Here is a 26069-nt window from a genome sequence, read left to right on the forward strand (position 1 = left end):
CCTGCGAAAAATCAGCGCTTCCCTAAACGCTGGTGATTTTTTAAACTGCTCAGTCCGCTCGCCCAACCGGGCAGCGCGCATCTTGCATTCGCTCCGAGGAATACCATGGCCCGCGTAACCGTTGAAGACTGCCTAGAACACGTGGATAACCGCTTTGAGCTGGTCATGCTCTCTACCAAGCGTGCCCGTCAACTGGCCACTGGCGGCAAAGAGCCCCTGGTCCAGTGGGAAAACGACAAGCCTACCGTTGTAGCCCTGCGTGAAATCGCTGAAGGCCTGATGAGCTACGAGTTCATTGCCAACGCCGAAATCGTTGAAGACGAACCGCTGTTTGCAGCGTTCGAGGACGAGTCCAACGAGGCCGTCTAAGCCTATGCCAGGTCGACGTAGCACGGCGCAGGGTCACAGTCATCGGCAGGAGTTCACACTTTGCCGAGCATAGACGCCCTCGCCGATCGCTTATCGGCCTACCTCGGCCCCGACCAGGTCAACCTGGTCCGCCGAGCGTATTTCTACGCCGAACAAGCCCACGACGGCCAACGCCGACGTAGCGGTGAGGCGTACGTCACCCATCCCCTTGCGGTGGCAAATATCCTGGCCGACATGCACATGGACCATCAGAGCCTGATGGCCGCGATGCTGCATGACGTGATCGAAGACACCGGCATTGCCAAGGAAGCGCTCAGCGCGCAATTTGGCGAAACCGTGGCCGAACTGGTCGACGGGGTCAGCAAACTGACCCAGATGAACTTCGAGACCAAGGCCGAAGCCCAGGCGGAAAACTTCCAGAAGATGGCCATGGCCATGGCCCGAGACATTCGGGTGATCCTGGTCAAGCTGGCCGACCGGCTGCACAACATGCGCACGCTGGAAGTGCTGTCCGGCGAAAAGCGTCGGCGCATCGCCAAGGAAACCCTGGAAATCTACGCGCCCATCGCCAACCGGCTGGGCATGCACGCCATTCGTATCGAATTCGAAGACCTTGGTTTCAAAGCCATGCACCCGATGCGTTCGGCGCGCATCTACCAGGCGGTCAAACGCGCCCGGGGCAATCGCAAGGAAATCGTCAACAAGATCGAAGAATCCCTGAGCCATTGCCTGGCGATCGACGAGATCGAAGGCGAGGTCAGTGGCCGCCAGAAGCACATCTACGGCATCTACAAGAAGATGCGTGGCAAGCGCCGGGCCTTCAACGAGATCATGGACGTGTACGCGTTCCGGATCATCGTCGACAAGGTCGATACCTGCTACCGCGTGCTGGGCGCTGTACATAATTTGTACAAGCCCTTGCCGGGCCGCTTCAAGGACTACATCGCGATCCCCAAGGCCAACGGCTATCAGTCGCTGCATACCACGCTGTTCGGTATGCATGGCGTGCCGATCGAGATTCAGATCCGTACCCGCGAAATGGAAGAGATGGCCAACAACGGCATCGCCGCCCATTGGCTGTACAAGTCCAGTGGCGACGAGCAGCCCAAAGGCACCCATGCCCGCGCCCGCCAGTGGGTCAAGGGCGTGCTGGAAATGCAGCAACGTGCCGGCAACTCACTGGAATTCATCGAAAGCGTGAAGATCGACCTGTTCCCGGACGAGGTCTACGTGTTCACGCCCAAGGGCCGGATCATGGAGCTGCCCAAGGGCTCCACAGCGGTCGACTTTGCCTACGCGGTACACACCGACGTCGGCAACAGCTGCATTGCCTGTCGGATCAATCGTCGTCTCGCGCCGCTGTCCGAGCCCCTGCAAAGCGGCTCCACGGTCGAGATCGTCAGTGCTCCAGGCGCACGCCCCAACCCGGCATGGCTGAACTTCGTGGTCACCGGCAAGGCCCGTACGCATATTCGCCACGCCCTGAAACTGCAGCGTCGCTCCGAGTCCATCAGCCTGGGCGAGCGCTTGCTGAACAAGGTGCTCAACGGCTTCGACAGTGCCCTGGACAAGATTGCGCAAGAGCGCGTGCAGGCGATGCTTCATGAGTATCGCCAGGAAACCATCGAAGACCTGCTCGAAGATATCGGCCTGGGCAACCGCATGGCCTACGTGGTCGCCCGTCGCTTGCTGGGCGAAGGCGAACAACTGCCGAGCCCGGAAGGCCCGCTGGCGATTCGCGGCACCGAGGGTCTGGTGCTCAGTTACGCAAAATGTTGCACACCGATTCCGGGCGACCCGATTGTCGGCCACCTGTCCGCGGGCAAGGGCATGGTGGTGCACCTGGACAACTGCCGCAATATCACCGAAATCCGCCACAACCCGGAAAAATGCATCCAGCTCTCGTGGGCCAAGGATGTCACCGGCGAGTTCAACGTCGAGCTGCGGGTGGAGCTGGAACACCAGCGCGGCCTGATCGCCCTGCTGGCCAGCAGCGTCAACGCGGCCGATGGCAATATCGAGAAAATCAGCATGGACGAACGTGATGGTCGCATCAGCGTGGTCCAACTGGTGGTCAGTGTGCACGACCGCGTGCACCTGGCCCGCGTGATCAAGAAACTGCGCGCCTTGACCGGTGTGATCCGCATCACCCGTATGCGTGCATAACCGATCCATTACAAGGAGTCATTCATGACCAAGACAGTTATCACCAGCGATAAAGCCCCAGCCGCCATCGGCACCTACTCCCAGGCGATCAAGGCGGGCAACACCGTCTACATGTCCGGCCAGATTCCGCTGGACCCAAAGACCATGGAACTGGTTGAAGGCTTCGAAGCCCAGACCGTACAAGTCTTCGAAAACCTCAAGTCCGTGGCCGAAGCTGCCGGTGGTTCGTTCAAGGACATCGTCAAGCTGAACATCTTCCTCACCGACCTGAGCCATTTTGCCAAGGTCAACGAGATCATGGGCAAGTACTTCGAACAACCCTACCCAGCCCGCGCCGCCATCGGCGTTGCCGCCCTGCCAAAGGGCGCACAGGTTGAGATGGACGCCATTCTGGTCATCGAGTAAAACACCCGGCGCAGCCCCAAAAGGCTGCGCCGGCTTCGCTTCATAAGGATTTCGTAATGCGCAAAGCGCTTGTAGCCTCTTCGTTGCTCGCACTGTTGCTCGGCGGTTGTGCCAGCAACCCGGCCGATCTGGACGTAAGCGGTACCTGGATCAACCAGGCCGCCATCGACGCGGCAGCCAAGGGCGGCCCTTTGCGTGAAGCCCTGCAATCCTATGGCCCCAACCTTGAGTGGGAGGTCAACACCAAGGCGTTGCAGGCGCGCTACTACAACGGTTTTGAAGTAGCGGAAGGCAAGTTGTCGGGTGAAAAACCCGGCGCGTGGAGCGTGGACTTCTACGGCAGCTCCGCTACCGAACTCAAGCGCAAAGGCAAACAATTGCTGCAAGTGGCCAACGACAATGAGCCAGAGCAGCTGTTCGCCCGCGCCAAAGACCCGGCCCCCGAAGGCGCACCACTGGGTGCCAACTTCGAACGGGCGCTGTATGCGGCCTACATGGGCGGCGACTGGAAGATAACCGACGGCACCGGCAACGGCGCCACAGTGCAGTTCCAGGCTGACGGCAAGATCGCCGGTCTGCCTGGCGTTGACCGTTACTCACTGTGCCTGGCGGGTGATTGCGCCTCCATGAGCGGCGGCTACGACAGCATCTGGCTGCAACTGAACGGCCAGGGCAACCCATGGATCTTCGTACGCAAGGGTGAGCAACTGGAAATCTTCCAGGCGATCAACACCGCCCAGGCCGATGAAGTGCCTTCGTTTACCCCAGGCCCGCGCCAATGGCTGCTTGAAAAGTAATAACAGCCTCGCCCAAATCCAAATGTGGGAGCTGGCTTGCCTGCGATGACGGTATTACACCCAACAAAGATGTGATTGATATACCGCTATCGCAGGCAAGCCAGCTCCCACATTTTTGACCGCGTTTCAGCCTTTCAGGATCGCGGCATAGCCTTCCCGGTAAGTAGGGTACGTCGGCACCCACCCCAACGCCTTGATACGCGCATTACTGCACTGCTTGCTCCCCGCCCGCCGCACACTGGCATCTTCAGCCCATTCGGTCACACCCAGATATTCGCGCAACCAAGCCACCACCTCGGCCAGCGGTGCCGGCGCATCGTCAACGCCGATATAGACCTTGTCCAGCGAACCGCCTTTTTCCACATGCCGCAGCAAAAAGGCGAGCAGGCCCGCGGCGTCATCGGCGTGGATACGATTGCCATACAGCGGCGGATCAACCGCTACGCGGTAGCCTTGACGCACCTGGGTCAGCAGCCATTCACGACCCGGGCCGTAAATCCCGGTCAGCCGCACGATGGTGGCCGGAATACCACTATTGAGCGCCACTTGCTCAGCTTCCAGCATCACCTGCCCGGAATAACCCTTCGCTTGCGTCTCTGACGTTTCGTCGACCCACTCGCCGTTCTGCTGCCCATACACACTGCTGCTGGAGACAAACAGCAAATGCTTGGGCGCTTGACCATAGTCGTCCAGCCACTCCAGTACATGCTGCAACCCTTGCACGTAGGCGGCGCGATAGCCGGCCTCGTCGTGGTCGGTGGCAGCGGCGCAGTACACCAGATAATCCACCCCGCCGATCGGCCAGGTGTCCGGGCAATCCTTTCTGAACAGATCGCCAGCGATGCCGATCACGCCGTCGGGCAGGCGTGAAATATCGCGGCGCAGGCCGTGAACCTCCCATTCCGAGGCCAGCAATTGGCTAGCCAGCCGACTACCCACATCACCGCAACCGGCAATCACAACAGAAGGCGCAGACATCATAAAACTCCATTCTCAAAGGCGCAGATTAGCCGCGCGAGTGGATCAACGGCCAGTGAAAAGCGAAATAAAGTAACAGTGCCACTTTAGTTAACAAGAATTACTTGCAATAATAACCACCCATTTGTCCTCGACCCCCCTCGGTCTGGAAGGACGATCACCCATTTTTTCTCTCAGGTCCGGCCAGCATGACATGTAATACAACCCCCGCTTCGCCAACCAAGCCTCACAGCCCATCCCGCGCCTGGCGTGCGATTGCTGCGATGCTGTTCAGCGTCCTGCTGGCACCGACCGCCGCATTCGCTGATGCCACCGCCCCCGCCACTCCGGCGGCTACCGAGCAGAATGCTGCGACCCCGACGACACCTGCCGTTGCTCCAGTGGCTACCGACCCGGCCCAGGCCACGGGCGACGCCGCACCTGCCAACGAAACCGGCGTTGTGCTAGAAGAAGACAACACCCTGGGTATGGCCCATGACCTGTCGCCATGGGGCATGTACCAGAATGCCGACGTAGTGGTGAAGGCTGTGATGATCGGCCTGGCCATCGCCTCGATCATCACCTGGACCATCTGGATTGCCAAAGGCTTCGAACTGCTGGGCGCCAAGCGTCGTCTGCGCGCTGAAATCGTCCACCTGAAAAAAGCCACTACCCTCAAGGAAGCGAGCGAAACCGCAACCAAAAAGGGCACCCTGGCCAACACCCTGGTGCACGACGCGCTGGAAGAAATGCGCCTGTCGGCCAACACCCGCGAAAAAGAAGGCATCAAGGAACGCGTGGCTTTCCGCCTGGAACGCCTGGTTGCCGCCTGCGGCCGTAACATGAGCAGCGGCACCGGCGTACTCGCCACCATCGGTTCCACCGCGCCGTTTGTCGGCCTGTTCGGCACCGTATGGGGCATCATGAACAGCTTCATCGGCATCGCCAAAACCCAGACCACCAACCTCGCCGTCGTTGCCCCCGGCATCGCCGAAGCCCTGCTGGCTACTGCCCTGGGCCTGGTTGCCGCGATCCCTGCGGTGGTGATCTACAACGTCTTCGCCCGTTCGATCGCCGGCTACAAGGCTCAGGTATCGGATGCGTCGGCAGAAGTCCTGCTGCTGGTCAGCCGTGACCTCGATCACCTGCCTACCGAGCGCAGCTCGCAACCGCACATGGTGAAAGTGGGGTAATCGGCCATGGGCCTGCATTTGAATCAAGGCGACGACGAACTCGTCGAGAACCACGAAATCAACGTTACGCCGTTTATCGACGTGATGCTGGTGCTGCTGATCATCTTCATGGTGGCTGCACCGTTGGCCACCGTGGACATCAAGGTCGACCTGCCCGCCTCCAGCGCCAAGCCGGCGCCGCGGCCGGAGAAGCCGATTTTCCTCAGCGTCAAGGCGGACCAACGCCTGTTCCTGGGCGAAGAAGAAGTCAAGGCTGAAACCCTGGGGCCGGTGCTCGACGCCAAGACCCAGGGCAAGAAAGACACGACAATCTTCTTCCAGGCCGACAAGGGCGTGGACTACGGCGACCTGATGAGCGTGATGGATGCCCTGCGGGCAGCCGGCTACCTCAAGGTAGGCCTGGTCGGACTTGAGACGGCAGCCAAGAAATGATCACGACGCGCCACAAACTGACGCGTTACGGCACCAGCCTCGCCGTCGTGCTGGGCGTGCATGCCGTCGCGATCATCATCGCGCTCCAATGGTCCGCGCCGCAGGTGATCCAGTTACCGCCTGCCGCGATGGTCATCGACCTGGCGCCGCTGCCAGCGCCACCGCCGCCTCCGGCACCGCCCAAGGTCGTGGCACCACCGCCGCCGCCAGTTGAGGAGCTGCCGCTGCCGAAATTGGCCGAGGCGCCCAAACCGACGATCCAGGTGCCCAAGCCGGTCAAGCCCAAACCCAAGCCGCAACCGCCCAAGCCAGTGGAGAAGAAGCCCGATCCGCCCAAGGAGAAACCTTCCGAGGAGCCTCCAAGCGAAACGCCGCCGAGCAACGCGCCTGCGCAAAAATCCGCCCAGCCTGCGCCCGGGCCATCGGCACAGCAGCTTGCTGCCCAGGCATCCTGGCAAAGTACCCTGCTGGCGCACCTGCAGAAGTACAAGAAGTACCCGCCGGGCGCCCAGCAACGTGGCAAGGAAGGCATGAACCGCTTGCGTTTCGTGGTCGATGGCGAAGGCAATGTACTGTCCTACGAACTGGAAGGCCGCTCCGGCAACGCCGACCTGGATCGCGCGACTCTGGAGATGATCCGCAAGGCTCAACCCTTGCCCAAACCGCCAGCCGACTTGTTGAAAAACGGCAGTGTCGAACTGGTCGCACCCTTCGTTTACAACATCGATAAACGTCGCCGCTAGCGGAGCAATGTGGGAGGGGCTTGCCCCCCTCCCGCACTGACTTTCACCGCGACAACAATTTCCGACATTCCCCACTCAATCCCCAGCAAAGTTCTGATAACGTGCGTCTATCGATTGCAGCCGGTATGCTTGGCCCGCAACTTCATGGACGCCCGCTATGACTCTTACAGAATTACGCTACATCGTGACCCTCGCCCAAGAACAGCACTTCGGCCATGCCGCCGAGCGTTGCCACGTCAGCCAGCCGACGCTGTCGGTGGGCGTGAAAAAGCTTGAAGACGAACTCGGTGTGCTGATTTTCGAGCGCAGCAAGAGCGCCGTGCGCCTCACCCCAGTGGGCGAAGGCATCGTTGCCCAGGCCCAGAAGGTCCTGGAGCAGGCGCAAAGCATTCGCGAGCTGGCCCAGGCCGGCAAGAACCAGCTGACCGCACCGCTCAAAGTCGGCGCGATCTACACTGTCGGCCCTTACCTGTTCCCGCACCTGATCCCGCAACTGCACCGCGTCGCGCCGCAGATGCCGCTGTATATCGAAGAAAACTTCACTCACGTGCTGCGCGACAAACTGCGCAACGGCGAGTTGGACGCGATCATCATCGCCCTGCCGTTCAACGAGGCGGACGTGCTGACCCTGCCGCTCTACGACGAGCCGTTCTACGTGCTGATGCCGGCCTCGCACCCGTGGACCAAAAAGGACACCATCGATGCCGGCCTGCTCAACGACAAGAGCCTGCTGCTGCTCGGCGAAGGTCACTGCTTCCGCGACCAGGTACTGGAAGCCTGCCCGACCCTGACCAAGGGCAACGACGGCGCCAAGCACACCACGGTGGAATCCAGCTCCCTGGAAACCATTCGCCATATGGTCGCTTCCGGCCTGGGTATTTCGATCCTGCCGCTGTCAGCGGTGGACAGCCATCACTACGCTCAAGGCGTGATCGAAGTTCGCCCACTCACGCCTCCGGTGCCGTTCCGTACCGTGGCGATCGCGTGGCGCGCCAGCTTCCCACGCCCCAAGGCAATTGAGATCCTCGCCGACTCGATTCGCCTGTGTTCGGTGGCCAAGCCGCCCGCTGCGAGCTAAGCAACCGTATGACTGAGCTGTCGCAGGTGTCGGTGACGGCACTCAAGGGTGTCGGTGACGCCATGGCCGAGAAGTTGGCCAAGGTCGGCCTGGAAAACCTCCAGGACGTGCTGTTCCACTTGCCCCTGCGCTATCAGGACCGCACCCGCGTCGTGCCCATCGGCCATTTGCGCCCAGGCCAGGATGCGGTGGTCGAAGGCACTGTCAGCGGCGCTGACGTGGTGATGGGCAAGCGCCGCAGCCTGGTGGTGCGCCTGCAGGATGGTACTGGCGGCTTGAGCCTGCGCTTCTACCATTTCAGCAACGCGCAGAAAGAAGGCCTCAAGCGTGGCACCCGTGTGCGCTGCTACGGTGAGGCACGTCCCGGTGCATCGGGCCTGGAGATCTACCACCCGGAATACCGCGCCATCACCGGCGACGAACCGCCACCGGTGGACACCACCCTCACGCCGATCTACCCGCTGACCGAGGGCCTGACCCAGCAACGCCTGCGCCAACTGTGCATGCAAACCCTGACCATGCTCGGCCCGCAAAGCCTGCCCGACTGGCTGCCCCTGGAGCTGGCCCGCGACTATCAACTGGCGCCCCTGGCCGATGCGATCCGTTACCTGCATCACCCGCCCGCCGATGCCGATGTGGACGAACTCGCCCTCGGCCATCACTGGGCCCAGCATCGCCTGGCCTTCGAAGAGCTGTTGACCCACCAACTGTCCCAGCAGCGCCTGCGTGAAAGCATGCGTTCCCTGCGTGCGCCGGCGATGCCCAAGGCTACGCGGCTGCCCGCGCAATACCTGGCCAACCTCGGCTTTGCGCCGACCGGAGCACAGCAGCGCGTGGGCAATGAGATCGCCTACGACCTCAGCCAGCAAGAACCCATGCTGCGCCTGATCCAGGGCGAAGTGGGCGCAGGCAAAACCGTGGTCGCCGCCCTCGCCGCCTTGCAAGCACTGGAGGCGGGTTACCAAGTCGCGCTGATGGCGCCGACAGAAATTCTCGCCGAACAACACTTCATCACCTTCAAGCGCTGGCTCGAGCCGCTGGGCCTGGAAGTGGCGTGGCTGGCCGGCAAGCTCAAAGGCAAGAACCGTGCGAGCGCCCTGGAGCAAATCGCTGCCGGCGCGCCGATGGTGGTGGGCACCCATGCGCTGTTCCAGGACGAAGTGCAGTTCAAGAACCTCGCGCTGGTGATCATCGACGAGCAGCATCGCTTCGGCGTGCAACAGCGCCTGGCCCTGCGCCAGAAAGGCGTGGGCGGGCGCATGAACCCGCACCAGTTGATCATGACCGCCACCCCGATCCCGCGCACCCTGGCCATGAGCGCCTACGCCGATCTCGACACCTCGATCCTCGATGAATTGCCGCCCGGGCGTACGCCGGTCAACACCGTGCTGGTCACCGACACCCGGCGCGTGGAGGTGATCGAGCGCGTGCGCGGCGCCTGCGCCGAAGGCCGGCAGGCGTACTGGGTCTGTACCTTGATTGAAGAGTCCGAAGAGCTGACCTGCCAAGCCGCCGAAACCACTTACGAAGACCTCACCAGCGCCCTGGGCGAACTCAAGGTCGGGCTGATCCATGGCCGCATGAAACCGGCAGAGAAAGCCGCAGTGATGGCCGAGTTCAAGGCCGGCAACCTGCAATTGCTGGTGGCTACCACGGTGATCGAAGTGGGCGTGGACGTGCCCAACGCCAGCCTGATGATCATCGAAAACCCCGAACGCCTGGGCCTGGCGCAACTGCACCAATTGCGCGGCCGGGTCGGCCGGGGCAGCGCTGCCAGCCATTGCGTGCTGTTGTATCACCCGCCGCTGTCGCAGATCGGCCGCCAGCGCCTGGGCATCATGCGCGAAACCAACGACGGGTTTGTCATCGCCGAAAAAGACCTCGAACTGCGCGGCCCGGGTGAAATGCTCGGCACACGCCAGACCGGTCTGCTGCAATTCAAGGTCGCTGACCTGATGCGTGACGCCGACTTGTTGCCTGCTGTGCGCGACGCCGCGCAAGCCTTGTTGGAACGCTGGCCCGAACATGTCAGCCCGCTGCTGGATCGCTGGCTGCGGCACGGGCAGCAATACGGCCAAGTGTGACGCCCGACGCACTTATCCGACCATCACCCGTATCAAGCTGGTTATACTCCAATGACTGTAAGAAATTGGATCAGGCCATGTCAGAAGTTGCCCTCGCCACAGCCCCACTGACCGCCCCGCCGGTCATTCGGGCGCTGCTCGCAAAGCTCGCCGTCCCCTACACGGAAGTCGCCGAACACGCGGGCCTGAACCCTGCGCGAAAGGTCCAGGCGGTGTTGCTTGAGGATGCGGTCGGTGCACTCATGGTGCTGTTCCCTCAAAGCCAGTTGCTTGACCTCAACCGCCTCACCGAACTCACTGGTCGCCGTCTCACGGCCGTAGCCCCGGAGCGGGTCGAGCGTATGCTTGGCAAGCATGACCTGAGCCTGCTGCCCGGGCTGCCGCCGCTCACCAGTTCACCTTGCCTGTATGAAGGCAGCCTGCTCAACGAGCCGAGCCTGCTGGTGCATTCGGGCGAAGCCGGGTTGTTGCTGGAAATCCCCAGTGACGCCTTCAAGAGCCTGCTCACCAAGGCCAGTGCCGCCCAGTTCGGCGAGCCATTGAGCAACATTCGCCCGAACCTGGACCGCCCCAATGATGACCGCGAGGAAATCACCCAGGCGATGCAGGCGTTCACAGCCCGCCGCATTCAGCAACGCCTGGAAGCGACCATCGAGATTCCACCGCTGGCCGACACGGCGCAAAAGATCATCAAGCTGCGCGTAGATCCCAACGCCACCATCGATGACATCACCGGCGTGGTGGAAACCGACCCGGCGCTGGCCGCCCAGGTGGTGAGCTGGGCTGCGTCGCCCTACTACGCCTCGCCGGGCAAGATCCGTTCAGTCGAAGACGCCATCGTGCGCGTACTGGGCTTCGATCTGGTGATCAACCTGGCGCTGGGCCTGGCACTGGGTAAAACCCTGAGCCTGCCCAAGGACCGTCCGCATCAGTCAACTCCGTACTGGCATCAGTCGATCTACACCGCTGCCGTGATCGAGGGGCTGACCCGCGCCATGCCCCGTGCCCAGCGCCCGGAAGCCGGCCTGACCTACCTGGCCGGGCTGTTGCACAACTTCGGCTACCTGCTGCTGGCCCATGTGTTCCCACCGCATTTCTCGCTGATCTGCCGACACCTGGAGGTCAACCCGCACCTGTGCCACAGCTATGTCGAGCAACATTTGCTGGGGATCAGCCGCGAACAGATTGGTGCGTGGCTGATGCGCTACTGGGACATGCCGGACGAACTGTCCACAGCCCTGCGCTTTCAGCACGATCCGACCTATGACGGGCAATATGCCGAGTATCCGAACTTGGTGTGTCTGGCGGTGCGATTGTTGCGTAGCCGGGGGATTGGATCGGGGCCAGATGAGGCGATTCCGGATGCGTTGCTGGAGCGTTTGGGCTTGAGCCGGGAAAAAGCTGAGGAAGTGGTCGCCAAGGTGTTGGATGCCGAGGTGCTGTTGCGCGAGTTGGCATCGCAGTTCAGCCAGGGCTAAATCTTTCACCTGATAAACCGCTATCGCAGGCAAGCCAGCTCCCACAGTTGACCGAGTTCCAGCGTTGGAACGCAGCCAGACTGTGGGAGCTGGCTTGCCTGCGATGAATCCAACTCGGTATACCTGAAAACCCTACTTCTTTTTCTTCGGCTTCAAATACTTGGTCAGCCCTTGAAACCAGATCACCAGCGCCGGGTTGCCCTTGATCTGAATCGACTTGTCCTGAATCCCCGTCATGAACGCCAGTTGCTTGTTCTTCGCCTGCATCGTGGCAAAACCGTAGGCGGCATCCTTGAAAGCAATCGCAAAGGCAGGCTCAGGGTGAACACCTGAACGGCTGGTGATGCGCTGGTCTTTGACAATGAAGTGACGGGCAACCTTGCCGTCGAGGGTCTGCAGCTGGAAGGCCAGGTCTTTGTCACCCAGTTGCTGCTGGAAGGCGGGATTGGTGCGGCTGGCTTTGCCCATCATCAGGCCAAGCACCCACAGAAGAAGACGAAATTTCATGCACACGGCCTCGGTGTATTTATTGGAGTGGCCGCAGCAGTGTAACGATTTGCAAATAGAACGCCACCGATCTTGCGCTTTAGGCGCAGATCGGCTGGCGTTTAACGCTTATAGCAACAAGTGCTTAGACGTTAGGGCAAGGTACCGGCGCCCAGTCAACCAGGTTCGGGTTGGTGCAGTTGAGCTTGAGCTGGGAATCACCCGCGTTGGCTACCTGCTTGCTTTCAGCTTGCTTGGCCTGGGCCGTTTGCAAGGTCTTCTCGGTGGTGACCGCTTCTTTCGGCACGGTTGGCAGCACCGGCTTTTTCGGTGGCTTGGTGCCCGCGCCTTTCTTCTTGGTCGGCGTCACGACAGGCGCCGCATCGGCCTGGGCCACGGTGACCACGTCGGCACGCTGCACGCCGACTTGCTGCAGGTCTTTTTCGTAAGCCTGAGTGTAGTTGTTCAGGTCTTCGCTGGCTTTGCCGTTGACTGCGACGATCAGGTCATTGGATTCCTTCAAGCCCGAGACGATTTCCGCCAGGCGCTTGCGGCCTTCGGTATCGTTGACGGTCTTGGCCTTGCGGTCGGCCACAAGCTTGGTGAACGCACTCTGGTAGCACTGCTGCGACGCCTTGGCGTAGGCGGTGCTGCGGTCGATGTCGGAGACGCTTTTATTCACGTCAGCGGCATAGGAGGCGATGCGCTGGTTGTCATCGGCGATCTGCTTCTGACGTTCGGTGTAGTAACCCGCCGCGCCGCCGGCCAGGGCGCCACCGGCAGCACCGATGGCGGCATTACGGCCACGTTTTTCCTTGTCGCCGGTCAGCGCGCCCAGCAACGCACCGCCGGCCGCGCCGATGGCGGCACCGGTCACCACCGACTTGGTCATGTTCGAGTCGGTGGCACGCAGATGCTGCACCGGCTCGTAGCAGTTGGGGTAGTACTCGACCTTGGTGCTCGACGCGACCTTGGACGCAGGCGACGTAGCGCAACCGGTCAACACGGTGCTGAAACCGGCCGCGATCAGCAGCAGGTGACGCTTGGAAACCGACTTACGGGAAAAAAGCATAGATGTGATCTCTGTTAAGTTTGACTTGCCCAGCACGGCCCACCGCCGCCTGAGTCCCTTCCAAGCTCGCTAGACAGCCAACGATCAAGACCGCTGACCGCTCGCTGCGAGCAATTCCTTCAAGATCGTTGCCGGGTCGGCCCGCTGTTGCTTGCGGTAGTTGCCGACATGGCGAACGAACAGTGTCGCGCGCGTCACCAGGCTCTTGCCGAGCACTGGCTTGCGATCCAACTCTTCCTTGACCCGTTGAAACTGCGCCTGGATCACCGCATCGGTGTAGCGCGTGCCGGTGGCCAGGTTGTCGATATAAATCGCCACCGCGCCGTCGAGGGCGCTGCGTCCATTGGCAATGGCGGTGGCGAACAGCTGCGCGCTGGCTTCGTCCTTGCTGTCGACGGCCTGCTGGCGACTCTTCTGCAGGTTGGCCAGGCGAATGTTGTAGTTGCTGATGGTCTCGGCCACCAACGCCGCCGACTGGATCAGGTTGCCCGCGGCCTCTTCGCGCTGCTGGGCGATCAGCGAAACGTTGCGCTTGAGCTCTTCGTTGACCAGACCCAGCTCGGCCTGCAGCTTGGGGTCGACGCTGGCGGCGATGATGCTGTCCAGGCGCTTGGTCGGGTCCTGGGCGTCGTCGATGGCGTCGGTCAGCGCAGCGAGGCGGCCTTCCTTCTGCCATTGGGCAAACAACTCCTTGTAGCGCGAACGCGGCGCCGACAACGCGCCGATCGCCACGCGAAAGCCGGTGGTCTCGTTGCTTTGCTCGGTGCCATCGGCTGCAAACAATGGGTATTCGCGGCGCATACCGGTAAACAAGGTGCCCTCGCCTTCCAGATAATTGCCGCCCTTGACCACAAAGCCGCCATAGGTGCCCTGGCGTCGGCCGGCATGTACCAGCTGGAACGATTCCTGGACCATTTCCGCAGCGTTGCCGATCACGTCGAACAGGCCGATGGGGTTGGGCAATTTGGTGCCGATGGGCATCAGCCGTGCCGCCTGACCGGTGCCGCCGGCGACCTGGTTGAACACCGCGTAATCAGCCAGCGGGCCATCGCTTTCGCTGCCCTCGGCGCGCCGGGGATACAAGCGGCTTTCCAGGTCCTGACGGCTCACCGCCTGGCCGCCGCGTGCGGCGTATTCCCACTCAACCTCGGTAGGCAGGCGCACAAAGCCCAGGCCGCCGTCTTCGGCTGACGAACCGCGCCCGCTCACCGGCAACAACTCGCGGTGGTACTTCATCAGCCAGGCGCTGTACACCGCCGAAAAACGCTCGGCTTCAAAACGCGACAGCTTCACCTTGGGCAACCGCCCGGCCATGCCGGTGGGCGCGTCACACGCCGGTGCCGGTTCACCGCTGGCCAGGGACTGCGCCTGGCCCATCACCTGGGCATATTGGCGTGCAGTCACTTCGTACTTGCCGATGAAGTACAGCATGGGCTTGAGTGGGGTCTTGGCGTCGGTCTTGGGCATCAGCGGCGCGATGACCTTGTTCCAGGCCTTGGGCAAGTCCTTGAGGGTGAACTGGCCGTTGATGAAGTCGCGGCGATAACCGGAAATAAACGACTGCTGGTAACCGGCCTCGCCTTCGGCAAAGGGGTAGCCGAGGCTGACTTCGCGGTCATCCAGGGTGCCCTGGGCCAGCACGTAGGCATAGCGGAACACCATGTTGCCTTCGCACGGCAGCGGCAAGCTCACGTCATCCGGCAACGGTTTCGGGTTGTCGAGCTTGTCGCTTGCCTCATCCGCCCAGGCCAGCGAGGCCAGGCTCAGCGCCACGCAGGCGCCCAGTAACTTATACATCTCTGATTCCTTCAGAAGCCTGGATACGCGCCACCCGCCACCCCCCACAGGCCGCCGCCACGGCGCTGACGCCGAGCACGGCAGCCAGGGCCAGGCCGTAGTGACGCGCCAACAGATGGCTGGCGTACTCGCCCGGCACCTGCACGAAGAGTTGATTCAAACCCGCTTCAGCCAGGCCATAAAGCCCGACACTGAGCAAGCCCGCAAAACCGGCGCTGTACAGCGCCTGCAACAGCACAAACAGCAACAGCGCGCCGGTGGAAAACCCCAGCAGGCGCAACACTGACAATTCCCGCCGCTTGCGCGCGACCGCCGCCAACGCGCCGGCAAATATCGCCGCAAAGGCTCCGGCCAGGGCCAACCCGGCGATGATCCAGAATACAATCGACAGGTTGCGGCTCAACGACTGCACTTGGGCGATAGTGTGCGCCTGGGTCGACACCAGCAGGTTCTGCCCGGCGAAATACACCCGCAGCGGTTCCACATCACTGAGGCTGCGCGCATACAGGCGAAACGCCGGATAGATACGCTGTTCGCTCACGCCCGCCACCTCGCCGTCCCAATGCAACGCCGGCACCGCACGGCCATCGCGATAATCTTCCGCCGCTTCCAGCAACGCTAAATCAGTCAACAGTCCATCACGGGCAAAGGCTTCCAACGGCAACACCGCCAGCACTTGCAACCGCGTGCGCTGGGCCTCGACGCGCCCCGCCACTTGCCGCGCAAAGCTGGTTTCCAGCCAGTCACCGGGCCTTGCCGCAAGCTTTTCGGCAGCGGTATGGCTGAGCACAATCTGATCCAAACCGTGAGGCATCGGTAAGCCTGCCAACAACGGATCACCCGCTGCGGTTGGCAACATTTCCAGGGTCAGCGCGCCCACTTGGGCCGTTGCCGCAATCTGCCGTGTGCGCGGCAAAGCAAACGCCACATCGCTGCGCTGCCCCAACTGCTCGATAAACGCTGCGCTGAATCGGCCACCGCCCAACGGGATAATTTCACGGGTAGCCGGATCGGTCTCCAAGCGTTCGGTCAAACTGCTAACCAGTCCAAATTTCAGGCCGAATAACACCAGCAATGGCGCGATAACCGCTACCAGCGCCAGCACCGAACAGGCCGACAGCCAACCGTCGTTGCGATAGTCCTGCCAGGCGAGTGAGGCAAGCAGACCGATGCGCATCAGCACGCCTCCCCGAGGGTTGCGGTGACGCCGCCGTCAGCATCGCGACGGCAACCGATACGCCGCACCTGCAAGCCACTGGCGCGGGCCAGGGGTTCGTCATGGGTGGCGATCACACAGGCCGCCCGCTGTTCACGGGCCCGGGCCAGCAGCGCCTGCATCACCCGCTCGGCGTTGAGCGGGTCGAGGGAAGCGGTCGGCTCATCCGCCAGCACCAGTTGCGGCGCATGGGCCAGGGCGCGGGCACAACTCACGCGCTGGCGCTGGCCCACCGACAACGCCGCCGGGCGCTTGGCCAACTGATCGCTGACCTGCAACTGCTCGGCCAGACGCGCCACGCTGCCGTCGTCCTTCAAGCCCAGCAATTGCCGGGACAAAGTGATATTTGCGCGCACATCCAGAAACCCCAGCAGCCCACCGGTTTGCGGCACATAGCCCAAGTGCTGGCTGCGCAACGCGGCCAGGGCGGATTGCCGGTCGGCACGCCACAGCGCGCCGATGTCCTGCTGGTTGAACGCAAACTGCCCGACCTGATCCGGCGCCAACACCAGCGCCAGCAGATCCAGCAACGTGCTTTTGCCGCAACCACTGGGGCCGACAATCGCCAGTTGTTCGCCCGCTTGCAGGTGCAACGCCGGAATCACCAGGCTGTAGCGCTGGCTACCAACGCCACGGCTCTTGTGCACTGCGCTCAGGTTCAACATTACGGCAGCGTCGACAGCGGCACGCGGTACAACGCATCACCCGGTTCGGCATCGCCGAAACGGACCCAGTTGGCCACGTCGTTATGGAAGGTTTCATACAGGCGGATTTTCGAATCCAGCTCGTCGATAAAGTCTTCCTGCTCAGCCACGCTCAACGACAGCCACAAATCCTGGGTCATGTTCAGCGACTTGCTGCGGTACGGCAGGCCCTCCAGGTATTCACCGAGCAGACCGCCGTCGGCCAGGTTGCCGCCCTTGCGCAGGGCTTGGGGGTCTCGGCTCATGTAGGCCGAGGCGCTGGCGATTTCCTGGAAGAAATCCTTGGGCGAGCTTTGGGTTTTGCGCGCCGCATCCACGATCAACTTCAGCGACTGTTGCAGGTCATTGAGTTGCAGCTTGGTCAGCATCACGCACACCTGGAACGCTGGCAGTGCCGGGTTGGTCAGGTCGCGGTCGGCGGTCCAGGCGCTGACCAGTTGCGGCGCCTGACTGGCGGTTTTGCGCCCGAGGAAGTCCATGTGCATGGCATAGCCGACCGCGGCGGATTTGTCCGCCAGGCTTGGCGCCGAACCGAGCAGCGGCACCGGTTGCGGCGTGTTGTTGCGCACCTGATGCACCAGGTCGGCGAACACTGTACCGATCTCATCGACGCGCTCACCCAGCTTGCGCACATCGCCTCCCGGCACTGGCGTGTACAGGTCACCGATCTGCGGGTTGGCGTCGGCGGTAAGGATGCGGTACTGGCTCTCGGCACCGGCGTGGGTTTTCTTGCCGACATCGGTGCGCAGATGCAGCGCGTAGATCTTGATCTGCTTGCCGAGTGCGGCCTGTCGCACTTCGGCTTCGTTCATCTGGGTAGCGGCGAACGGGTCGTTCTTGCGCAGCGCACCCGCGTCGGTGACCAGCAGGATGATGCGCCCGCCATAGCCCGACCAGTCCATGCCATCCACCGCCTGCATCACCCCGGCAAACGCATCTTCGTTGAAGGAATGGCTGGAGACGGTTGAGGCTTTGACCTGGCGCGCCATATCGAGGAAGCGCTGCGGATCGCGCCCCTGGTCAAGGCTGATCAGGGTCTTGGCGACGTACTCAAGGCCAGGGGTTTTCTTGATGCTGCTGCGGAAGCCGACCAGGCCGAAGCTGACGCTGTCCAATTCGCCGCGCTCGGCGATACGGGTTTGCAACTCGTGTACCACGTCGCGGATCTGGTCGATGTAGGGCTGCATCGACACCGTGGTATCCACCACCAGCACCACGGCGGTGCGGAATGCATCGGCATTGGCGCTGAGTGTCGGGGTCGCCGGTGTGGCAGCCGCGCTGCGGCCTGGGTCGATAGAGGCCACGTTGAGCAACTGCACCGGCTGGCCGTTTTCATCGAAGCTCTCTTTTGAGTCGAAAATCGGCAACAGGTAGAACTGGTTTTGCGGCACCGCGCTGGCGGCCGGCTCAAGGGCCAGGACTTGCTGGTTGTCCTCAGGGTTACTCTGCGCCTTGGTCAGCACGCTTTTCGCGGCGGCAGGATCGGCCAACAGTTTCTCCACCTCGCCGGATTGGCGCAGGAACATCACGGGCGCACGCCCCGAGCGCTCGGTGAACTTGAGCACCAGGCTTTGTTTCCAGTCGCTGACCTGGGCGGCCGGCAACCAACCGTCGCTGCGCCCATCGGTGGCGGCGCCCACGCGTACCCACGGGCTGCCATCCACTTCCTTGCGCTGGTACACGTAGAGCACGGAAAACGCCGGCAACGCCTTACCCGGCGTGCTGCCCGCGTCTGCTGAAAGCTGGGCGCCGGGCTTGCTGAGTACGCGCTGGAACAGGGTCTTCTTGCCCGCCATCAGCAACGGACGTTGACCGCCATCCACTGCAGCGACAGCCACCGGTGGCGCCACCGTGGGCACCACGGCGGCTGGCGGCTGAGCCGGTTCATCGCTGCCACTCAACCACCAGTAGCTGGCGCCACCAATGGCCAACGCGACGGCGACCGCCACGGCGGCCAAGGCCAATACCGGACCACGGCGCTGCTCGGAGGGGGCACTGTGCTGGGTCGGCGTGACCACCGGTTGGCGCACTATTGGCTGCGGCTGCGGTTTATCAGTCGGAATGTCGATGGTGACAGGGGTCATGCCCGCCAGATCAAAGCTCAGAGGAATCGGCAGCGGCCGTACCAGCGTGGCGTCCGATTCATCCGCCGGTAGTTGATCCAGCGCCAACAACAACGCTGCCGCATCCGGATAACGCTGCGCCGGGTCTTTGGCCAACAACTTGCGCAGCACACCCTGGTAACGCCCGTGATGCACAGGCAATTCCGGCAACGGCTCAGTCAGGTGCGCCAGCGCAGTGGAAAGCGCATCGGTGCCGCTGTAGGGCAGCTTGCCGACGAGGATTTCGTACAGCACCACACCGAGTGCGTAGAGATCGGCGCGCCCGTCGATCTCCTGGCCCCGCGCCTGCTCGGGGCTCATGTAGCTGGGTGTACCCACGGCAAACCCGGCCTGGGTGAATTGGGTGCGGTCGTCCAGCGACTTGGCGATACCAAAGTCGGAAAGTACTGCGGTGCCATCGGCGCGGAACAGAATGTTCGCCGGCTTGACGTCGCGGTGCACCAAGCCCTGGGCATGGGCATAACCCAGCGCCGAGGCGATCTGGCGGATCAGCGTCACCCCTTGCTCCGGCGTCAGGCCGGCAGCGATGCGCTCCTTGAGCGTGCCGTTGGGCAGGTATTCCATGGCCATGTAATACAGCTCACCGACGTTGCCGATGTCATGGATGGTCACCGTGTGCGGGTGCGACAGGCGCGCCAGGGTCTTGCCCTCACGCAGGAAGCGCTCGCAGAAACTCGGATCGGCCGCCAGCGCCGCGGCCATCACCTTCAACGCTACCTTGCGCTCCAGCGACCGCTGGGTCGCCAGGTACACGCTGGCCATGGCGCCTTCGCCGATCTCGCCTTCGATGTCATAGCCTGGAATGACAATGTTCATGACGAAACCTTCACGACGAGGGTGGTGATGTTGTCCGGTGCGCCGCGATTGAGCCCCAGGTGCACCAGGCTGCGCACGATTTCGTCCGGTGCGTCATGGCTGAGCACGTCGCGGATTTCGCGGTCTTCGACGGTCTTGTTCAGGCCGTCGCTGCACAACAGGTAGCTGTCGCCGGGAGCAATCAACAGTTCGACCGACGCCACGTCCAGTTGCGCTTCCACGCCGACAGCGCGGGTGACGATATTGGAGCGCGGATGAGTGCGGGCATCAGCTTCGCTGAGCAGGCCGCTGTCTTGCAGGTCCTGCACGTAGCTGTGGTCGCGGGAGATGCTTTCCAGCACGCCGTCACGCAGACGATACAAGCGACTGTCGCCGGCCCACAGGCACACACCGCGCAGGCCACGGGCGGCAAATACCACCACCGTACTGCCCATCATGGTCACGCCACGGTTGGCGGTTTCTTCGCGCACTGCGGTGTTGATGCGCAGCAGGTCATTGCGCAGCGCCGCCGTATATTCGTCAAGGGAGCGGCCCAGCGGTACATGGCGCAGGCTGTCGACGATCAAGCTGCTGACATAGTCCCCCGCGGCGTGCCCGCCCATGCCATCGGCCACCACCCACAGGCGGTTTTCCGGCAGGTCCAGAAAGGCATCTTCGTTGACTTGGCGAACCATGCCCACATGGCTTTTGCTCGCGGATTTGTACGTCGCGCCCATCTACACCACACCTTCTTGTCCGAGCAAAAACTGCGCAAAGTCATCGGCGGCAGGCAAGCCCTGGCACCGTAATAAACCAGGTGAAATACGTTGCGAACCACGGCCCCACCACAGGCTCGCGCCCTCGCACGCCTGTTCGGCCAGTGCGGTCATGCGCTGATGGGGCACCGTAGCGGCCACGCGCTGCAGGCCGGCGAAACGGCTGTCGACCGCACGCGGCTCACTCGCAGGAATGCCCAGGGCGTCGATCCCCGCGTTGAAACTTTCGAAGGTAGCGCCACTGTCCAGGGTGCTGAGCAACAGCTCTTCGGCCTGCTCGAACCAGGTGTCCGGCCCGCCCACCAGGGAGGCGGGGTTGGTGTCGTGATCCAGCAAGGTGACCACGGCCAGCGGAAAATACCGCCCGACCCGATCAATGCTCGGCATCACCACGCCCGCCGCGGCATCGGGCCCGCATACGCCTGGCGCCAGTACGAAGCGCCACAACGGGCTGACCAGATACACGTTGAGCCAGTCACCGCCCAGGCTGTTCTGGCTGGCGAGCAAACCCGCCGCCAGCCAGCTGTCCCATGGGCCGATAAAGCTCTGGGGCAAGGCGCGGCTGACAAAGTCCCCGCGACTGGCCAGCTTGCCGTAGAAACCCACAGTCGTCATAGCCGCTCCGGCAGGCTGAAACCGCTGAGCACGCGGCTTCTGAACGGGTTGAAGGCACTGTTGGCGCGCAGCTCGTAGGCGATGCTCGCACCATCAACCCGCAGGCGCAGGTTGAAGCGGTCCGGCGAGTTGCCCGCGGTGAGGTCCGATTGCTCCAGCAGACGGAACCAGGCCCACGGGCCGTCCAGCGTGATACCGGAGCGACCACTGGCCGACGGCGGCATGATGGAAATACGCACCACGCCGATGCTGCCAGGGTTCGGCCATTGCATCGCTACCGGGCGGCTCGGGCCGTGGTCGTAGCTCAACTGCTGGCCATCCAGATCAAGCAGAAACTGGGTGATGGTCGGGTCCATCGACACCGGCTTGAGCTCGAAACGCACGATAGGCTGGGTGCCCCCGGACCTGAAGAACGCATCGCGAATTGTCGCCGCCCGCTGGAAGGTTTGCAGCACGCCCGGGGCAATCCCCAGCTTCTGCGCCGCGCCCGGTTGCCAGCGCCAGGTCTGTGCCGATGTATCCACATAGGGCTGCAAGTATTTGCGGAAGTAGTTATCCATCACCCCGCCCACGCCGAAGAACTGGCCGAAGTCATCCAGGGTGGCGTCCCGCGCACTGCCCGGCGACATCGGGTAGCGACCGGCCAACGACTGGCGATACACGTTGACCACTTCGCTGACCCAGGCCGCGTTCAGCTGGTTACGCACCCCGCCCATCATGCTGTTGGTGGTGGAATTGACCACCGACTTGACCATGCCCTGCACCAGCGGCGGCTGGCGCTCGGCATTCAGGCTGACCCGCGTGGCCGCAGCCGCCGCCTGGTTCTTGGCCTCACCGAGCAAGGCATCGCCGCTGGCACCGACCATGGCGCTGACCTGCACATACAGCGCATTCATGTCCGACAGCAGGCCGTCGATGGCCGCCGGTTCGCCTTCGTTTTTGCTGACGATGCTGTTGAGTTCGGCAAAGTGCGCGGTCACCGGATCCTCCGACGCCGCCGGGGCATTCGCCGTCGGTTGCTCCTGGCCAAGCAAGCTGCCAAGGCGCTCTTTGAGCTTGTCGACGCCACCTTCCACCGGTACACCCTTGGCAGCCAACTGGCGCTCTTCGGCTTGCAGGTCAGTTTCCCTGGCGACCGCCACCAGCAGCTTTTTCAGCGGCGAGGTCGGGCCGGAAATCACCCGCAGCACGTCGGCGGCCTGGGCCACGCTGGTGATCGGCACAAAGTCGATGTCGGCAAGCAGCGCATCCCACTGACGCTGGTAGTCCTGGAAGTACAAGCGACGCACATCCGCGGCCAGGCTCACCACGTTCTGCTGATCGGCCTGTTCGTGGCCCAGCACCCATTGTTCCTCGGCCAGGGTGCCGGTCTGGTTCAGGCTGCTCAGCAAGAACGCCTGACGATAGCCCTTGGCAGTGAAGAAACCACTCAACGGCTCACCCAATGGCTTGCCGCTTTTGCGGCTGAACACCAGCGCGGCGTCACGCCCAGCGGCTTCGTTGAGACGAAAGTCCGGGATGCCTTCGGGCAGTTTCTGGCGCTTGACCCGGTCATACACGCGCTGGGCCACCGGCAGTTGCTGCAACTGGCGTCGCAGGTCATCAATCAGGCGTGGGTCCAGGCGAGCACTTGGCGGGTGCCGCTCGAACAGCGCTTGCAAGTGCCCGGCCAGCGCCTGACGCTGATCGGCCGGAAGGTCGCGGGGCAGGTTGCGGTCCCAGTCCAGGGCGATCCAGGCCTTGATAAAGTCCGGATCGTAATGCTCGGTGTCGGCGAGCATCAGGTAGGCCTTGAGGCCCTCGTAGAGAAAGTCGGAGTTACCGCCGCCGTGCAGTTGCTCTTCGATGCGCGTCACCAAGCGTGGCGCGAACACGGCGATCAACAGCTTGCGGTAGACACTGGCGGATTCGGCTTCAAGCATATCGCCCTGATACAGCCCCAGCCCTTCGGACCAGCTCGGCGAATCCCCCGCGAGGTTCTTCACCGCGTTCAGCAGTGGTAGCACCGCGAGCACTTCTCGTTGTGCCGGGCTCAGGTTCTGCACGGTCTGGCCCAGGGGCGCAACTTTCTGGTCGACTTGGGCGATATACGCCTGGTTGGCGCGATAACTCACCCACCACAGGCTGCTGACCACCACGACCAGCGCTACGGTGGCCGCCAGCACACCACGTGCAATCCACTTGCGGCGCCGTTCGATTTTCGGGTTCACCCCCACCAAACCACGCTCGGCAAAGGCCACAGCGGTGAAGAGTTTTTCGATGAAGTAACTGCGCCCGGTGCCGCTCTGGCGCGCCAGGTGCTGGCGGTCCAGGTTCATGCTCTGGGCCATGGCGCCGATCAGGCGGTCAATCGGGCTGCCTTCCTGGGTGCCGCTGGTGAAATACACGCCACGCAGCAACACGCGCTCTTCAAAGGCGTTGGGCTTGAACACACCTTCAAGGAAGCTTTGCAGACAGTCCTTCAACGCGCCGAACTGCTGCGGGAAACCGTAGATCAGGTCGCGGCGGGCCGGGTCGCGCTCCTGTTGCAGACGCTCGACCAGGCGTTCGTTGAGGCGCTGCTCCAGCCCGGCGAATTCGCTTTGCAGGTGCGCCAACGGGCTGTCGCTGTGCTTGCCGTCGTCCAGGGCAAAGGTCATGCCCCACACCTGGGCGCGCTCTTCCTTGCTCAGGTTGTCGAAGAACTCCATGAAGCCCGGTACCAGGTCGAGCTTGGTCAGCATCAGGTAGATGGGGAAACGCACGCCCAACTGGGTGTACAGCTCCTGGATACGCAGACGAATCGCGGCGGCATGGGCGGCGCGCTCGGCGTCTGTACCCAGCAGCAAATCCGACAGGCTGATGGCGATAAACGCACCATCGATGGGTCGGCGCGAACGTTGCTTTTTCAGCAGGTCAAGAAAGCCCAGCCACGCGGCTTTATCCACCGTCGAGTTGCTGTCCTGGGTGGTGTAGCGGCCCGCGGTGTCAAGCAAAACGGCCTGATCGGTAAACCACCAGTCGCAGTTACGCGTACCACCGACGCCGCGCACGGCACCGGCGCCCAACTGCGCCGCCAGCGGAAAGTGCAATCCGGAATTGACCAGTGCGGTGGTCTTGCCCGAACCCGGCGGGCCAATGATCACGTACCACGGCAGCTCGTAAAGGTTGCGGCGTTCGTCACCGCCCAGCTTGGCTTTTTTCAGCAGCGTCAGGGCTTCGTCCATGCGCTGGCGCAGGGTCGACAACTCTTCGGCAGTGGCAACACTGTTGGGATCAGCCGGGGTTTCGGCGGCCAGGCTGCGCATCACTTCGGCAGCCTGGCGGCGGGCCTGGATGATGCGGAACACGCGGTAGGCAAGCCACAGCGCAAATACCAGGATGATCAACGCCCAGCGTCGCCCCTCGGGCATCAACACGTCGAGCAACGGCCCGACAAACCAGATGATCAGGCTCAGGGCAATCAGGCCCAGAACGGGGATTACCCAGCGAATCATGAAACTGAAAAACGCCTTCACTCGACGCCCTCCGCCAGTACGGTGATTTCAACCCGACGATTGCGGGCACGGCCTTCGGCAGTACCGTTGCTCGCCAGCGGCTCGGTGTCGCTACGGCCTTCGGCGCTGAAGCGATCAGCCTGGCCGGTCTTGGCCGCGAGGATCTCCAGCACCGACTTGGCCCGGGCTTCGGACAGCGCCCAGTTCGACGGGAAGCGCAGCGTGGCGATCGGGCGGTTGTCGCTATGGCCGGTGACACGCACCTGGCCCTTGACCTTGCGAATGGCATCAGCGATGCGCAGCATCAGCGGCTGGTAAGCATCGACAATGCTGGAGCTGGCGGAGGCGAACAGCTCATCGCCACGAATGGTCACCACCGAACGGTCAACCTTGTCTTCCACGGCCACGCGACCGGCCTTGATGTCTTCGGCCAGGAAGCCGGCCAGGCGCGGCCGCTCGATCACTTTTGGCTGCGCCACCGGACGGTCGATGGCCTGCACCGGGATCTCGCCCAGTGCATGAATGTTTTTAAACACTGGCTCGGCGTCCGAGGCCAGTTTCATGCGCAGGCCAAACAGCAACGCCAGCAGCAGCGCCACGCCGATCGCCACGGCGATCCACGGTGGCATGAACTGCGCCAGGCGATCACGGGCCACGGTCACGCCGCGCCAGTGCGGCGACAGCTCACGCTCGTGTTCACCACGGGCACTGCGAATCGCTGCGGCGGTGCGCTCGCGCAAGGCTTCCAATTGGCTGCGACCGTCGGTCATCACGCGGTAGCGGCCTTCGAAACCCAGGCACATGCACAGGTACAACAGCTCCAACAGGTACAGGCGTTCCCGTGGGCTTTGCAGGCAGTGGTCGAGCAACTGGAAGACCTTTTCACCGCCCCAGGCTTCGTTGTGCACGGTGATCAGCAGGCTTTGCTTGCCCCAATCACTGGTGCTGCCCCACGGCGTGCTCAACACCGCTTCATCCAGGGCGGTGCACAGCGCGTAACGGGCCAGCAGCACTTCGTTGCGCGCCACACCAGCCGCTTCGGCGCGTTCTTCGAACTGGCGCAGATAGGCCAACAACTGCGCACGCAGGCTGGCCGGTGCCGGGTGGGCGATGGTGTTGCGCAGCCGCGTCAGCAACGCCAGTAAAGGGCCGGCGGCGCTTTCCAGCGGGTTGAGGCCCTGGCTTTTGCCGGTGAGGATCGGCGCAGCCGGCATCGACAGCGGCGTCGGTTCTGCGCGTGCAGGCTCCGGCGCTCGGCCACCCGGGCGCGGCATGAACTGGGTGCGGTCATCATCATTGGGGTGCAT

21 protein-coding genes are annotated in these 26069 nt (G+C 62.8%); 10 read left to right on the forward strand and 11 right to left on the reverse strand.

The features are described 5' to 3' along the window. The first annotated feature begins 105 nt into the window (after positions 1-105). The 4 genes from rpoZ to E3O56_RS01490 are packed head-to-tail and all read left to right on the forward strand — an operon-like array spanning position 106 to position 3737. Positions 106-369, forward strand: a complete 264-nt coding sequence (rpoZ, locus tag E3O56_RS01475; protein ID WP_003176920.1) for a DNA-directed RNA polymerase subunit omega — start codon at positions 106-108, stop codon at positions 367-369. Between the two features lie 60 nt (positions 370-429). Then, positions 430-2535: a bifunctional GTP diphosphokinase/guanosine-3',5'-bis pyrophosphate 3'-pyrophosphohydrolase gene (gene spoT, locus E3O56_RS01480; RefSeq protein WP_005792489.1), complete on the forward strand. Its 2106-nt coding sequence runs from the start codon at positions 430-432 to the stop codon at positions 2533-2535. Between the two features lie 24 nt (positions 2536-2559). Next, a complete protein-coding gene (locus tag E3O56_RS01485; RefSeq protein WP_003176922.1) occupies positions 2560-2940 on the forward strand; it encodes a RidA family protein in 381 nt (126 codons plus the stop codon). Positions 2941-2996: 56 nt separating this feature from the next. Beyond that, positions 2997-3737, forward strand: a complete 741-nt coding sequence (locus E3O56_RS01490) for a hypothetical protein (RefSeq protein WP_032878714.1) — start codon at positions 2997-2999, stop codon at positions 3735-3737. A gap of 126 nt (positions 3738-3863) precedes the next feature. On the opposite strand, the gene E3O56_RS01495 is transcribed toward E3O56_RS01490, so the two are convergent. Beyond that, positions 3864-4715, reverse strand: a complete 852-nt coding sequence (locus tag E3O56_RS01495) for an SDR family oxidoreductase (protein WP_248127682.1) — start codon at positions 4713-4715, stop codon at positions 3864-3866. Positions 4716-4903: 188 nt separating this feature from the next. Between E3O56_RS01495 and exbB the strand changes: the two genes are divergently transcribed. From exbB to E3O56_RS01525, 6 genes are all read left to right on the forward strand, one after another. Beyond that, complete coding sequence (gene exbB, locus E3O56_RS01500; RefSeq protein ID WP_032878712.1) at positions 4904-5887, forward strand: tonB-system energizer ExbB; 984 nt, start codon at positions 4904-4906, stop codon at positions 5885-5887. Positions 5888-5893: 6 nt separating this feature from the next. Then, positions 5894-6319, forward strand: coding sequence for a TonB system transport protein ExbD (exbD, locus tag E3O56_RS01505; protein ID WP_003195519.1), 426 nt, complete (start codon positions 5894-5896; stop codon positions 6317-6319). Beyond that, complete coding sequence (locus E3O56_RS01510; RefSeq protein ID WP_005792493.1) at positions 6316-7062, forward strand: energy transducer TonB; 747 nt, start codon at positions 6316-6318, stop codon at positions 7060-7062. Before exbD ends, E3O56_RS01510 begins: the two co-directional genes overlap by 4 nt. A gap of 157 nt (positions 7063-7219) precedes the next feature. Then, entirely contained in the window at positions 7220-8140 is a 921-nt protein-coding gene (locus E3O56_RS01515) for a hydrogen peroxide-inducible genes activator (protein ID WP_032878710.1), read from the forward strand. An 8-nt stretch (positions 8141-8148) separates the two neighbouring features. After that, on the forward strand, positions 8149-10224 hold the full coding sequence (gene recG / locus E3O56_RS01520; RefSeq protein WP_248127684.1) for an ATP-dependent DNA helicase RecG: 2076 nt from the start codon (positions 8149-8151) through the stop codon (positions 10222-10224). A 77-nt stretch (positions 10225-10301) separates the two neighbouring features. Further along, positions 10302-11702, forward strand: coding sequence for an aminoacyl-tRNA deacylase and HDOD domain-containing protein (locus tag E3O56_RS01525; protein WP_005792496.1), 1401 nt, complete (start codon positions 10302-10304; stop codon positions 11700-11702). A 132-nt stretch (positions 11703-11834) separates the two neighbouring features. Here the strand turns inward: E3O56_RS01525 and E3O56_RS01530 are convergent, their stop codons facing one another. From E3O56_RS01530 to E3O56_RS01575, 10 genes are all read right to left on the reverse strand, one after another. Beyond that, complete coding sequence (locus tag E3O56_RS01530; protein ID WP_032803751.1) at positions 11835-12209, reverse strand: hypothetical protein; 375 nt, start codon at positions 12207-12209, stop codon at positions 11835-11837. A 124-nt stretch (positions 12210-12333) separates the two neighbouring features. Further along, the gene (tagQ, locus tag E3O56_RS01535) at positions 12334-13260 is read right to left on the reverse strand and encodes a type VI secretion system-associated lipoprotein TagQ (RefSeq protein ID WP_032878708.1); all 927 of its coding nucleotides are present in this window, start codon (positions 13258-13260) and stop codon (positions 12334-12336) included. Between the two features lie 84 nt (positions 13261-13344). Beyond that, entirely contained in the window at positions 13345-15057 is a 1713-nt protein-coding gene (locus E3O56_RS01540; protein ID WP_032878707.1) for an SUMF1/EgtB/PvdO family nonheme iron enzyme, read from the reverse strand. Then, complete coding sequence (locus tag E3O56_RS01545; RefSeq protein ID WP_005792500.1) at positions 15050-16234, reverse strand: hypothetical protein; 1185 nt, start codon at positions 16232-16234, stop codon at positions 15050-15052. The genes E3O56_RS01540 and E3O56_RS01545 overlap by 8 nt, the downstream gene beginning before the upstream one ends. After that, complete coding sequence (locus E3O56_RS01550; protein WP_248127686.1) at positions 16234-16938, reverse strand: ABC transporter ATP-binding protein; 705 nt, start codon at positions 16936-16938, stop codon at positions 16234-16236. Before E3O56_RS01550 ends, E3O56_RS01545 begins: the two co-directional genes overlap by 1 nt. Continuing rightward, positions 16938-19916 (reverse strand): serine/threonine-protein kinase, encoded by a 2979-nt coding sequence (locus E3O56_RS01555; protein WP_248127687.1) that lies wholly within the window; start codon positions 19914-19916, stop codon positions 16938-16940. Before E3O56_RS01555 ends, E3O56_RS01550 begins: the two co-directional genes overlap by 1 nt. Further along, positions 19913-20632, reverse strand: coding sequence for a protein phosphatase 2C domain-containing protein (locus E3O56_RS01560; protein WP_005792503.1), 720 nt, complete (start codon positions 20630-20632; stop codon positions 19913-19915). Before E3O56_RS01560 ends, E3O56_RS01555 begins: the two co-directional genes overlap by 4 nt. Continuing rightward, the gene (tagF, locus tag E3O56_RS01565) at positions 20633-21286 is read right to left on the reverse strand and encodes a type VI secretion system-associated protein TagF (protein ID WP_248127688.1); all 654 of its coding nucleotides are present in this window, start codon (positions 21284-21286) and stop codon (positions 20633-20635) included. It abuts the gene before it with no gap. Next, complete coding sequence (gene tssM, locus E3O56_RS01570; protein ID WP_103734145.1) at positions 21283-24783, reverse strand: type VI secretion system membrane subunit TssM; 3501 nt, start codon at positions 24781-24783, stop codon at positions 21283-21285. The genes tagF and tssM overlap by 4 nt, the downstream gene beginning before the upstream one ends. Next, positions 24780-26069: a DotU family type VI secretion system protein gene (locus tag E3O56_RS01575; protein ID WP_078822642.1), complete on the reverse strand. Its 1290-nt coding sequence runs from the start codon at positions 26067-26069 to the stop codon at positions 24780-24782. Before E3O56_RS01575 ends, tssM begins: the two co-directional genes overlap by 4 nt.

The organism is Pseudomonas sp. W2Aug9 (assembly GCF_023127755.1).
GTDB classification, from domain to species: domain Bacteria; phylum Pseudomonadota; class Gammaproteobacteria; order Pseudomonadales; family Pseudomonadaceae; genus Aquipseudomonas; species Aquipseudomonas synxantha_A.